This is a genomic window from Corynebacterium sp. Marseille-Q4381 (genome assembly GCF_036881695.1).
In the GTDB taxonomy this organism is placed as follows: domain Bacteria; phylum Actinomycetota; class Actinomycetes; order Mycobacteriales; family Mycobacteriaceae; genus Corynebacterium.
The window spans coordinates 22,291-33,657 of the sequence record NZ_JBAJNR010000015.1 but is presented as its reverse complement, the minus strand read 5'-3'; the positions used below and the strand labels follow the sequence as shown (position 1 = coordinate 33,657).

Annotated in this window: 11 protein-coding genes; 1 reads left to right on the top strand and 10 read right to left on the bottom strand. The window is 65.9% G+C overall.

Going from position 1 to position 11,367, the window contains the following annotated elements; all coding sequences use genetic code 11:
* Window positions 1-50: 50 nt before the first annotated feature.
* From ftsY to smc, 3 genes are read right to left on the bottom strand one after another with little or no spacing between them, the layout of a single operon-like run.
* Window positions 51-1,727, bottom strand: coding sequence for a signal recognition particle-docking protein FtsY (gene ftsY, locus V6D40_RS10535; protein WP_334290322.1), 1,677 nt, complete (start codon window positions 1,725-1,727; stop codon window positions 51-53).
* A 53-nt stretch (window positions 1,728-1,780) separates the two neighbouring features.
* On the bottom strand, window positions 1,781-2,137 hold the full coding sequence (locus tag V6D40_RS10530; RefSeq protein ID WP_334290321.1) for a hypothetical protein: 357 nt from the start codon (window positions 2,135-2,137) through the stop codon (window positions 1,781-1,783).
* A gap of 30 nt (window positions 2,138-2,167) precedes the next feature.
* Window positions 2,168-5,656 carry a chromosome segregation protein SMC gene (smc, locus tag V6D40_RS10525; RefSeq protein ID WP_334290320.1) on the bottom strand — a complete coding sequence of 1,163 codons (3,489 nt, stop codon included), beginning with the start codon at window positions 5,654-5,656 and terminating at the stop codon, window positions 2,168-2,170.
* 84 nt (window positions 5,657-5,740) lie between these two features.
* Between smc and V6D40_RS10520 the strand changes: the two genes are divergently transcribed.
* Window positions 5,741-6,034 carry a helix-turn-helix domain-containing protein gene (locus tag V6D40_RS10520; RefSeq protein ID WP_334290319.1) on the top strand — a complete coding sequence of 98 codons (294 nt, stop codon included), beginning with the start codon at window positions 5,741-5,743 and terminating at the stop codon, window positions 6,032-6,034.
* 14 nt (window positions 6,035-6,048) lie between these two features.
* Here the strand turns inward: V6D40_RS10520 and V6D40_RS10515 are convergent, their stop codons facing one another.
* The 7 genes from V6D40_RS10515 to V6D40_RS10485 are packed head-to-tail and all read right to left on the bottom strand — an operon-like array spanning window position 6,049 to window position 11,339.
* Entirely contained in the window at window positions 6,049-6,561 is a 513-nt protein-coding gene (locus V6D40_RS10515; RefSeq protein ID WP_334290318.1) for a flavin reductase family protein, read from the bottom strand.
* The gene (locus V6D40_RS10510) at window positions 6,562-6,852 is read right to left on the bottom strand and encodes an acylphosphatase (RefSeq protein ID WP_334290317.1); all 291 of its coding nucleotides are present in this window, start codon (window positions 6,850-6,852) and stop codon (window positions 6,562-6,564) included.
* A 1-nt stretch (window position 6,853) separates the two neighbouring features.
* A complete protein-coding gene (locus V6D40_RS10505) occupies window positions 6,854-8,368 on the bottom strand; it encodes an alanine/glycine:cation symporter family protein (protein ID WP_334290316.1) in 1,515 nt (504 codons plus the stop codon).
* Window positions 8,369-8,390: 22 nt separating this feature from the next.
* Window positions 8,391-9,242 (bottom strand): bifunctional DNA-formamidopyrimidine glycosylase/DNA-(apurinic or apyrimidinic site) lyase, encoded by an 852-nt coding sequence (gene mutM, locus V6D40_RS10500; RefSeq protein ID WP_334290315.1) that lies wholly within the window; start codon window positions 9,240-9,242, stop codon window positions 8,391-8,393.
* Complete coding sequence (rnc, locus tag V6D40_RS10495; RefSeq protein ID WP_334290314.1) at window positions 9,235-9,987, bottom strand: ribonuclease III; 753 nt, start codon at window positions 9,985-9,987, stop codon at window positions 9,235-9,237. Before rnc ends, mutM begins: the two co-directional genes overlap by 8 nt.
* Complete coding sequence (locus V6D40_RS10490; RefSeq protein WP_334290313.1) at window positions 9,984-10,520, bottom strand: YceD family protein; 537 nt, start codon at window positions 10,518-10,520, stop codon at window positions 9,984-9,986. Before V6D40_RS10490 ends, rnc begins: the two co-directional genes overlap by 4 nt.
* Window positions 10,521-10,553: 33 nt before the next feature.
* A complete protein-coding gene (locus V6D40_RS10485; protein WP_334290312.1) occupies window positions 10,554-11,339 on the bottom strand; it encodes a DivIVA domain-containing protein in 786 nt (261 codons plus the stop codon).
* Window positions 11,340-11,367 lie beyond the last annotated feature (28 nt).

Below are 11,367 nucleotides of genomic sequence, written 5' to 3'. Positions count from 1 at the left end.
CCCCCAATGCGCCGCCCCCGCGGCGCGTCCCCCCCTTACGAAACTGCGAGCTACCCCAGCAACGCGTCGACGAAGCTTTCCACCTCGAACGGCGCGAGGTCGTCGGCACCCTCACCGAGGCCTACGAGCTTGACCGGCACGCCGAGCTCTTCTTGGACCTGGAAGACGATGCCACCCTTGGCGGTGCCGTCCAGCTTCGTCAGCACGACACCGGTAATTTCGACGACGTCCTTGAACACGCGCGCCTGGGTAATGCCGTTCTGGCCGACGGTGGCGTCGAGAACCAGCAGCACCTCGTCAACGTGGCTCTTCTTCTCCACGACGCGCTTGACCTTGCCCAGCTGATCCATCAGGCCGGTCGAGGTGTGGAGGCGGCCGGCGGTATCAACCACCACAACATCAGCGCCCTGATCGACACCGGTTGCGACGGCGTCGAACGCGACCGAGGCGGGATCCGCGCCCTCCTTACCGCGGACAGTGGAGGCGCCGACGCGGCGGCCCCAGGTCTCCAGCTGGTCGGCGGCCGCTGCGCGGAAGGTGTCGGCGGCACCGAGGACCACTGTGTGCCCCATAGACACCAGCACACGCGCGAGCTTGCCGGTGGTGGTTGTCTTGCCGGTACCGTTCACGCCGACGACCAAGATGACGGCGGGCTTGCCGTCGTTCGGCATCGCCTTGATCGAGCGGTCCATGTCGGGGCGGCCTGCCTCGATGAGAGTTTCACGCAGCATCGCGCGCGCTTCCTCCTCCGAGGAGACGCCGCGCTCAGCGATCTTCTCGCGGAGGTTGTCCACAACCTTCATGGTCAAGTCAGCGCCGAGGTCCGCCATGATCAGCGTGTCCTCGATCTCCTCCCAAGCATCTTCATCGAGGTCCCCGGCGGTGAGGATGCCCAGCAGGCCCTGACCAATCGCGTTCTGCGAACGAGACAGTCGCCCACGCAGCTTGCCAATTCGCCCGGCCGCCGGCGCGATCTCATCAATCTCGGCCGCAACTGCCGCCGTCTCCGGCGCGTCCACAACAACCGCGTCGTCCGATACCGGCGACCCTTCCTTCACCGCTTCGTCGGCGGCCTCAACAGCTTCCGCCGCGGCCGCCGCAGCCTCCTCGGCTTCCTCACGGGCGGTCTCCTCGGTCTTTACAACCTCCGGCTCAACCACCGGCTCACGCGGGGGCTCCTGCTTAACGACGGGCTCCTCAACCGGCTCGACCACCGGTTCCGGTTCCGGCGTGGGCTCCTGCTTGACGACGGGCTCCTCCACCCGCTCAACCGTCTCCTCAGTTGGGAACGGCTTCGGCTCTTCCTGCTCAACCGCGGCCTGTACCTCTTCAACCGCGTCCGCGGCCGTCTGCTCCGGCTCGGCCGGCGCCGGCTCGTTCAGCGAGTCGTCGATCTGCTTCTGCAGATCCGGGTCGAGAACAGGCTTCGACGTGTCGAGCGCCTCCGGCGCGGCGGGAGCGCTAGGCGCTTGACGACGCACCGGCTCCGGCTGCTTCGGCGCGGCGTCGGCCTGCGCGAAGTTGAAGCCGCCCTTGGCTTGGTAGTTGCCCGACTTTTCCTCGCGAGTCAGCTGCTTGGGCTGCTCCACCTCTGCCGGTTTTTCAAACGAAACGGTCTTCGACTTTTTCCGCTGATTACCGGCAACGATGATGCCGGCGATGATCAGCACGAGCACCACGATCGCGATAACGATCCAAAGAATTGTCGTGTTAGTCATGACACCCATAGTGCCAGCCGCCGCCGCGATCGGCTGACAACACTTGGGGGACGCGGTGCTATCTAGGCCTCGCCAGTCTTGCGGTAGAGTTCCCCGTCGCCCACACCGATACGCACGTCGCCGTCAGCAGTACGAGCAAACGGCACCGCAGCCTGGCTATCCCCTTCAGTGAAGATCAAATCTCCCCCTTCAACGGAGCAGGTTTGGTCGCGCTCGACGTGACCGGGCTCGGCCTTGTCGTGGATCGAGCAGTCGTCGCCGCTGATGGTCAAGGTGCTGGTGATGGAACCAGATTCCACCGTCCCAGCGGATTCAACCTTGGTGTAGACGCCGTCGAGGTCGCCGGAGCTTGCGCAACCCCCAGCCAGCAATGCAACAGCGAGGACGCCGCAGGTACTGAGCACACGTGAAACAGACATAGCCATCCTTTCTACAACTTTTGGATGATACTACGCCGGCTTCTTGGGAGCGGGACTCATCCGCTGGGAGATGACACGGGTGACGCCGTCGCCGCGCATGGTCACGCCGTAGAGGACGTTCGCTACGTCCATCGTCGGTTTCTGGTGGGTGATCACGATGAGCTGGGAGTCCTCGCGAAGCTCTTCGAGGAGGGCGATGAGGCGGCGGAGGTTGACGTCGTCAAGCGCTGCCTCCACCTCATCAAGCACGTAGAACGGGCTGGGGCGGGCGCGGAAGATGGCCACGAGGAACGCCAGCGCGGTGAGCGATTTCTCGCCGCCGGACAAAAGAGAGAGGCGCTTGACTTTCTTGCCGGGCGGGCGGGCCTCGATCTCGATACCCGTGGTGAGCATGTCCTCGGGTTCGGTGAGGATGAGGCGGGCCTCGCCACCCGGGAAGAGGGTGGCGAAGACGTTAGGGAACTCCTGCTCCACGTCGCGCCACGCGTCGGTGAACAGCTGGAGGATCTGCGCATCCACGTCGTTGATCACGCCTGTGAGGTCCTCGCGCGCCTGGATCACGTCCGCGAGCTGGGTGGAGAGGAACGAATAACGCTCCTCCAGAGCCTTGTACTCCTCGAGCGCGAGCGGGTTGACCTTGCCCAAGGCGCGCAGGTCCTTCTCGGCCTGCTTCAAGCGCGCCTGCTCGGCGTCAATGTCGAACTCGGCATCCGGGGTGTAGCCCGCCACCAAGTCGCTGACCGCGATGCCGAGGGATTCGACCACCTTGGCCTCTGCTTCGTCCACACGCACCTGCGCCTGCGAGCGGGCGATGTCAGCTGCGTGAGCGGCCTCGCTAGCTCGCGCCGCGTGCTGGCGGGCTGCGGTAAGCGCGCTGCGGGCTTCCTGGTGGCGAGAGCGAAGCGCGTTAGCTCGGACGTTCAGTTCGTCGCGCTGGGCGGTCGCGGAAGATAACGCGGCGTCGATACGCGCCGAAAGCTCCAGCGACAGCTCGACCACCGCCTGAGCCAACTGCGCCTCGGCACGCCTGCGGGCCTGCGCTTTGTCGTGCCGTGCCTTGGCTTCGCGCTCGTGCGCAGCTTGTCGACGCAGCACCTCTCCCCTACCCGCAGTCTGATCCGCAGCCTGCTGCGCAACGCGCGCAGCCATCGTCGCCTCGATCTCGACAGCCTTGACTTGGGAGAGATTAGCCTGCGCGCGGTCACGGTCGGCGGTGGACGGCTCCCGCTCGCCGGGGGCGTCCTCGACTCGGGCGACGCGCTCACGGGCCTCGTCCCACTCGCTGCGGCGCCGTGCCTCGCGCTCCTGGGCCTCCACCACGCGCTTGGAGGCGCGCTCGTGCTCGGCCTTGCTGGAATCAGCTTGCTTGATCAGGCGGGCGTGGTCGCGGCGCCACGACTCGGCGAGTGCGTCGTGCTCCTTCAGCGCAGCTTTCGCGGAAGCTTCGGCGACGCGGGCCTCCTCGGCAGCAAGCGTCGCGCCCTCGAGCGTGCCCGCGAGTTCTTCGAGCTGGGCAGCGGCGATCTCCAGCTCTTCGCGCGCCGCGTCGACCTGCGCCGCGACCTCCACCGCCGTCGCCTGACCGGAGCCGGCGGCGAGCCAGCCGTCGCCGACCACCACACCCTCTCGGGTCACGGCGCGCAGGCGCGGGTCTTCCGAAACGATGCGGGCGGCGTGGGCGACGTCGTCGGCGAGCGCAACGTCGGCGAGGAGTCGCGTGACCGGCCCGCTGATGTCCTCGGCAAGCGAGACGTGGTCGAGCAGCCAGTCGACGGCGGCGTCCGTCTCAAGGCGCCACGCCGAGGACGCGGCGGCGGAGACGCCATTGACAAGGACGGTGCGCTGCGTGTCGGCGAGCGCGCCGGCGACTTCGGCACCAGCACTCAGGCCTGTGCCCAAATCGACCACGAGCGCCTCAGCGTGCGGCCCCAGCGCCGCGGCCATGGCGGTATCCACGCCGGGTTCGACGGTCATCTTCTCGGCGAGCGCGCTAAACCCGGAGGTGCGGGTTTCAAGCACCTCGGTTGCGGGCGACTTCGGCGCTTGCTCAGTAAGCGTCGCGATGCGCGACTCGAGCGTGAACACCATGCGCTCGTGCTCGCGCTGCTGAGCGCGCAGCTGCGCGAGGCGCTGCTCAGCCGCCTGCGATTCGGTGTTGGCGCGGACGAACGCCTCGTCGAGCGGGCCGCGCTGCGACTCGATCTCAGCTAACCGCGCCGCAACCTCTTCTGCCTCGCGGCGGGCGCTGAGAGAGCGGGCGCGGGACTCCTCGTGAGTCTCCATCAGGCGGGCGACCTCTTCCTCGGCCGTGCGCACCGCCTGCTTCAGCGATTCCTCCTGGGCGAGGAGGCGCACCACGCCTTCCCGGCGGTCCGCGATCGCCCGAATGGTGGCCATGTGCTCGCGCTCCGCCTCGTCGAACTCGGCTTGCGCCTCGGCGACCTGCTCGCGTGCCTCCTCGAGGCGCTCCGCGGCTTCCTCCGCAGCCTCAAGGGCCTCCGCGTGGCGCATCTCCGCGGCGGCGGCGCGGGCTTCGAGCTCGTCGGGATCCTGGCCGGCATAGGGCACCTCGGTGCCTGCGCCCCTGGCGCGCTCGGTAGCGATGCGGCCGGTGGCGCTGGCGCGCTCAGCCAGCGTAGAGAGGCCAAACCAGCGCTGCTGTGCCTCCTCCACGGCCGGCTGGATCTCGGACTGCTCGGCCTCGATCGCCTCCTGGACCGCGGTTGCCTCTTCCACGGCTGCGGAGGCTTCGTCGGCTTTGAGGGTGAGGGTTGAGGAGGATGTGGCGGCGTCGGCAAGCAAGCTCCGAAGCTGAACCACCTGGTGCCCTGCGATGCGCAGCCTGGCGTCGCGCAGGGTGGACTGGACCGTGGCGGCGCGCTTGGCTGCCTCGGCTTGGCGGGCGAGGGGTTTGAGCTGTTTGCCCAGCTCTTCGGTGAGGTCGGTGAGGCGGTCGAGGTTTGCCTGCATGCCCGTCAGCTTGCGCTGGGCTTTTTCTTTACGACGCCGATGCTTCAGCACGCCGGCGGCTTCTTCGATAAACGCGCGGCGCTCCTCCGGGCGGGATTCCAAGATCTCGGCGAGCTTGCCTTGGCCAACGATGATGTGCATCTCGCGGCCGATGCCTGAATCCGACAGCAGCTCCTGGATATCCATGAGGCGGGCCTTGGCGCCGTTGATCTCGTACTCGGAGGCGCCGTCGCGGAACATGCGGCGTGTGATCGCCACCTCGGTGTACTCGATCGGCAGGTGCTTGTCCGAGTTGTCGAACGTGAGTGTGACTTCCGCGCGGCCCAGCGGCTTGCGGTCGCCCGCACCGGCGAAGATGACGTCCTCCATCTTCCCGCCTCGCAGGTTCTTCGCGCCCTGCTCCCCCATCACCCACGCGAGCGCATCCACCACGTTCGACTTGCCCGAGCCGTTCGGCCCCACAACCGCGCAGATACCAGGCTCGAACTTCATCGTGGTCGCCGACGCGAAAGACTTGAAGCCCTTCAGGGTCAGCGATTTCAGGTGCATTCACTTGATGTTACAGCGCGGCTCGCACCCCATCGATGTGCGCGTACATTATTATCGGCCCGAACCGATAAGGAGGGCAGCGGTATGACACGCCACCGCGAAACAAATTCCGTCGTGCTCGACTTTGACGAGCTTGTGAAAGACCCTGATATTCGAGACGCCGCGTCGGACGCTGAAGCGCGTCTCGCGCTCGCCGATGCGCTGCGAGCAGCGAGGAGAGCTGCCGGGCTTACTCAGAAGGACGTGGCCGAGGCGATGGGTACCACGCAGTCCGCGATCTCGGATCTCGAGCGCGGGGACACGGACCCGCAATTGTCCACCCTGCAGCGCTACGCTCGAGCAACCGGAGCTCGCCTCGACGTCGACGTTCGCCCGTAGCCCCCGCCGAAACTCTACGGACGCGTCGAATCCACCGCTTGCGCGCGCACCTCGCCCGGCTCGATCGTGCCGTGGGTGCCAAACTCGCGCTGCCAGTACAAAAGCGGCTGGTTGGAGTTCACCTCGGCGCTTGTGACGTCGATGAGCACCAGCACGTGGTCGCCGCCCTCGATCAGCCGCGAAACGGTGCCGGCAACCCACGTGTGGTTGCACGGCAACTTCGGCGCGCCGTCGGCCATCTCCCACTCCACCCCGGCAAAGCGGTCGACGCTCTTGTCCGCGAAGCGGCGCGCTAGCGTGCCCTGCTGCGTGGACAGCACGTTGATGCCGATCGACGACCCCACATGAAGCTCAGCCAGCAGCGACGAGCGCTGGTCGAGCGAAACTAGCACCATCGGCGGCTCAAGCGAGAGCGACATAAACGCACTCACCGTCGTGCCGTGCGGATCGTCCTCACCGCCGGTGGTCACGATCGAGACGGCCGCAGCGAGCTGGCTCATCGCGTCCTTGAAACGCTGCGGATCCACCTATCGCTCCTCGAAACCTTCTGCACCCTTCGGGTCGGTGTACTGCACCTGCACGCGGTCCACGCGCCCCGGGCGGTTCGCCGTGGAGGGTTGCTCTTCCAGCAGGGCTTTCAGCTTGTCGACGCCCTCCTTATCCCCCTCGGCTGCGACCTCCACGCGGCCGTCGTCAAGATTCTTTGCGTAACCAGCAAGCGACAGCTCGAGCGCGCGCGAGCGTGTCCACCAGCGGAAACCCACTCCCTGCACGTGGCCGTGCACGTGGGCGAGCATTCGGGTCTTATCCTCGGCCATCTTAGAGCTCCCCCTCCTGGCGAGCCTTGCGGGCAGTGATGCGGTCCTCCACACTTCGCCTCGTGACCGGGTCCGAACCGTCCCAGAACTCCACGTTCTTCAGCTCCGGCAGCATGTCGCGGTGGAACACCGGGTCCATGCCCTGGCGCCGCTGGTCGTTGTAATTCTTCAGCAGCTTGATGGCAACGCCGCCCAGCGGAATGATCGCGATGATGTTGAAGATCGCGAGGAGACCCGCCATGGTGTCGCCGAGTGCCCACACCAGCGGAACGGAGCCGAACGCGCCGAAGATGACGAAGCCGATCACGGCGACGCGGAAGACCGTCATCGCGGTCTTGGAATCCGTGAGGTACTCCAGGTTTGCCTGGGCAAGGTAGTAGTTGCCGATCACGGAGCTGAACGCGAGGAAGAACAGGATGAACGTGATCGCGTGCGCGGCCCACGCGCCGATGGAGTCAGCCAGCGCCGCCTGGGTCAGCGCTGCGCCCTGGATGTCGTCGGTGCCGTAGTTCACGGCCGGACCGAGCAGCACGACGAACGCGGTGATGGAACAGACTACGAGAGTGTCGAAGTACACGCCAAGAGTCTGCACCAAGCCCTGCTTGACCGGGTGGGACACGGTCGCGGTCGCAGCCGCATTCGGGGCGGAACCCATACCGGCCTCGTTGGAGAACAGGCCGCGGCGCATGCCCTGCATGAACGCGGCGCCGACGGCGGCGCCGGCGATCTGGCGAATGCCGAGAGCGTGCTCAACGATCATGGAGACCATGCCAGGGATCTCACTCGCGTTGACGATGAGCACCCACACGCCCAGCACGATGTAGGCGCCCGCCATGAACGGCACGATGATTTGGGTCCACTTCGCAATGCGGGTCACACCACCAAAGATGATGAGGCCGGTGAGCACGGCGATAACGGCTGCGACGATCGCCTTCACCGTCACCGAGTCGTTGTCCAGCGAGCCGCTGACCGCCTCCACGATGGAGTTGGTCTGGATCGCGTTGTAGATGAAGCCGTACGTGATCGCGAGGAAGAGCGAGAACAGCACGGCCAGCGGGCGCCAGCCCAGTCCGCGGGTCATGTAGTACGCCGGGCCACCGTGGTAGTTGCCCTCGGCGTCCTTGGTCTTCCACAGCTGTGCGAGCGTGGACTCAATAAACGAGGTCGCGCCACCGATCAGCGCCAGCATCCACATCCAGAAGACCGCGCCCGGGCCGCCGATCGAAATCGCCAGTGCCACGCCGGCGATGTTGCCGGTGCCCACTCGCGACGCGGCGGAGATGGTGAACGCCTTAAAAGCAGAGATGCCCCCGTACTCCTCGTCGAGGTCGCGCCCCTCAGCGTCTTTGCCCTTCGGCGTCTCGGTGACAGCCTTGAACATGTCCGGCAGCATGCGAACTTGGACGAAGAACGTGCGCAGGCCGAAGTAAATACCCGCGCCCACAAGGAACCAAGGGACGGCTTTCCAAATGACCCCGTTCAGGGTGCCGTCTACGAAATTGAGGGCTGCATCCATGGCGGGAATCTTAACCGTTGATTTATAAAATCTGGCAAGTCGGGCAGAAATAGCTGGAGCGTTGGCCGACGACTATGCGCTCGATGGGGGTGCCGCACCGCGCGCACGGCACGCCCGCCTGCCCGTAGGCGTTAAGTGACCGGGAGAAGTACCCGGACGACCCGTTGACGTTGACGTACAGCGCGTCGAAGCTCGTCCCGCCCTGCTCCAGCGAACGTGCCATCACCTCTTGCGAGGCTTTGAGCACCGCTTCGGCGTCGCGCTGGCGCATCGTGCGTGCAGTGCGCCACGGCTTCAGTCGCGTCGACCACATCGCCTCGTCGGCGTAAATGGAGCCGATACCCGAGACCACCTCTTGGTTCAGCAACACAGATTTCAAGGGCGAGCGCTTCTGCCGCATGGCGCGGGCGGTATCGCGCACACTGAACGCCTCCTCGAACGGATCTGGCGCAACGTGCGCCGCGGGCAGCGGCACGAGCGTGCCGGCGTCGTCAACAAACTCGGCAAGCTGCCAGAACCCGAAGGTGCGTTGATCCACGAAGTTGAGATCAACGGCCGGCTCTCCCCCGCGGGCGCTCATGCTCGCGCGGATGCGCAAGTGCGGGCTTTTCGCGCCGCCCGGTTCGGTAACGAGCATCTGTCCGCTCATACGCAAGTGGACAAGCAACGCGTCGACCCCGTCAAGCACGAGCCACATGTACTTGCCGCGCCGTCCTGTGGCCGTTACGACCCTGCCGGGCAGCGCCTTTTCTAAGTCGACCGTGTTTCCGCGAACCGCACGCGGGTGGAGAACCTCGACGTGCTCAAACGCGCGCCCCACGATGTGACAGTCAAGGCCGCGGCGCACGACCTCAACTTCGGGCAGTTCAGGCATCGAGCGCGTGATCTCGCAGGTACAGCACCGCCTGGTGGGCGGCTTCCTGCTCGGCAAGCTTCTTGTTCGGGCCGTTTCCGGTGCCGCGCACGGCGCCGTCCACAAGCACCTGCGCCGTAAACGTCTGGTCGTGCTCCGGGCCGGCAACCTCCGACAGGTACTCGGCGACCGGCAGCTTGAGTTCGGCGAGGCGAACTTGCAGCGCGGTCTTCCAGTCCTGGTGCTTCGTCGAGGCGGTGGCGGTTCGTAGTTTCTCGTCGAACAGCCGCAGCACGACGTCGCTGGCCGCCTCGAAACCGTGCTCGAGGTAGATTGCACCGAAGAGCGCCTCGGTCGTGTCTGCGAGGATCGACTCCTTTTCGCGGCCGCCGGTGAGCTCCTCGCCGCGGCCGATCAGCACGTGGTCGCCGAGGCCGATCTCGCGCGCGATGTCCGCCAGCCCGTAGCGCGACACGATGGACGCGCGCATGGGCGACAGCTCCGATTCAGGCCGCGATGGGTAGAGCTCGAACAGCTTGGTTGCCACCGACAGCCCCAGCACCGCGTCGCCAACGAACTCGAGGCGCTCGTTGTTCGGCAGGTGATTGTGCTCGTTGGCAAAAGAGCGGTGCGTCAGCGCGAGCTTCAGCATCTCGGGAGAAACCTGCGCACCCAGGTTCTCCAGCAGCGGGGCGTGGTCGACGGCATCAAAGGCTTTCAGCCACGCGTCCTCGTCGCTGATCTTCTTCTTTCGCGACCGCGTCACAGAAACTTCTCCAGGCCGGCCCAGCGGGGGTCAACGCGCTCCTCGTCCTCGCTTGTCACGCGCTCGTGGTACGGCACATCGGTATCGCCCTCGCACTCGGGCTGACAGGTCGGGTTGAACGGCCAGGTCAAGCCCGCCTCGTCGACAAACGCCTGCTCGAGATCGACCTTGTCGTCAACGACGTACATAATCTCATCGCCGGAACCCTTGTCCTCCTCCGCTTCCGCGTCGCCGGAAATGAAGCTGTCAGAGGTGGCGAACACCTGCTGGATACGGATGGTTTCAACAGGCCGCAGCTCTTTAAGGCAGCGCACGCAGTTGCCCAGCAGCTCAGCGCGGGCGGTGGCGTCCACCATCACGCCGTTGCCGAGCGGGACGATGGTCGCCTCGACCTCAACCTCGTTGCCGGCTGGGATTGCAATCATTTCTGGGCCGATCCTCGACGGAGACGGGCCCGTCTGCGTCACGGTGATTGGCAGGCCGTCGCCGTCTAGCGCGTCGGCGACATCAATGATGAAAGGATTGTCAGACATAGCGCCTCTGACAATACAGCCAGACGCCCGAGGTTAGTACTCCTCGGAGTAACCGTCCGCAGGCTGGTTGGTGCGGGGACGGCGGGTGCGCTCGCGCGGCACGTAGCGCTCGCTCTCGGTGCGCTGCACACCGGAGGCACCGGCGCCGCGACGAAGTGCGGCGCGATCCGAGGACACGGTACGCAGCACCGAGGAGAGCGACTCCTCAAACTCCGCCAGCTTCGCGTCCACGTAGTCGTCGCACTCCGCACGCAGGCGCGAGGACTCGGCGTGGGCCTGCTCGACTAGGCGGTGCGCTTCCTCATCCGCGCGGCGCATGACTTCCGACTCGGAGATGAGGCGCTCCTGCTGCGCCAAGCCCTCGTCGACGCTGCGCTGGTACTCCTGGTTACCGGATTCGACCAAGCGGTTGGCCTCTTGGCGGGCGCGGCCGACCGTCACGTCAGCTTCCTCGCGTGCGCGCGAAACAGTCGCGTTAGCGTCGTTCTCGGCGTTGGAGACCAGAAGCGTTGCTTGCGACTGCGCGTCCGAGAGCATGCTCTCGGTTTGGGAGTGCGCATCGTCGACAAGCCGGCGGGCCTCGTCCTCGGCGTCAAGCACCATGACATCGGCGCGCTCCTGAGCGCCGCGCAGGATCTCGTCCTGCTGGTCCAGTACGTCCTGCGCATCGTCGAGTTCTTCGGGAATCGCATTGCGCAGGTCGTCGAGAAGCGCCAGCATGTCGTTGCGCGGCACCATGCAGTTCGAGGTCATGGGCACGCCGTACGCCTGCTCCACGGTCTGGACAAGTTCATCGAGGGCTTCAAATACGCGGTACATAGCTCCCAAGCGTACGGCCCGGACAGGG

Coding starts and splice junctions, on each gene's coding strand:
- ftsY (WP_334290322.1), bottom strand. CDS start 1,727: ATGGGTGTCATGACTAACACGACAATTCTTTGGATCGTTATCGCGATC.
- V6D40_RS10530 (WP_334290321.1), bottom strand. CDS start 2,137: ATGTCTGTTTCACGTGTGCTCAGTACCTGCGGCGTCCTCGCTGTTGCA.
- smc (WP_334290320.1), bottom strand. CDS start 5,656: ATGCACCTGAAATCGCTGACCCTGAAGGGCTTCAAGTCTTTCGCGTCG.
- V6D40_RS10520 (WP_334290319.1), top strand. CDS start 5,741: ATGACACGCCACCGCGAAACAAATTCCGTCGTGCTCGACTTTGACGAG.
- V6D40_RS10510 (WP_334290317.1), bottom strand. CDS start 6,852: ATGGCCGAGGATAAGACCCGAATGCTCGCCCACGTGCACGGCCACGTG.
- V6D40_RS10505 (WP_334290316.1), bottom strand. CDS start 8,368: ATGGATGCAGCCCTCAATTTCGTAGACGGCACCCTGAACGGGGTCATT.
- mutM (WP_334290315.1), bottom strand. CDS start 9,242: ATGCCTGAACTGCCCGAAGTTGAGGTCGTGCGCCGCGGCCTTGACTGT.
- V6D40_RS10490 (WP_334290313.1), bottom strand. CDS start 10,520: ATGTCTGACAATCCTTTCATCATTGATGTCGCCGACGCGCTAGACGGC.
- V6D40_RS10485 (WP_334290312.1), bottom strand. CDS start 11,339: ATGTACCGCGTATTTGAAGCCCTCGATGAACTTGTCCAGACCGTGGAG.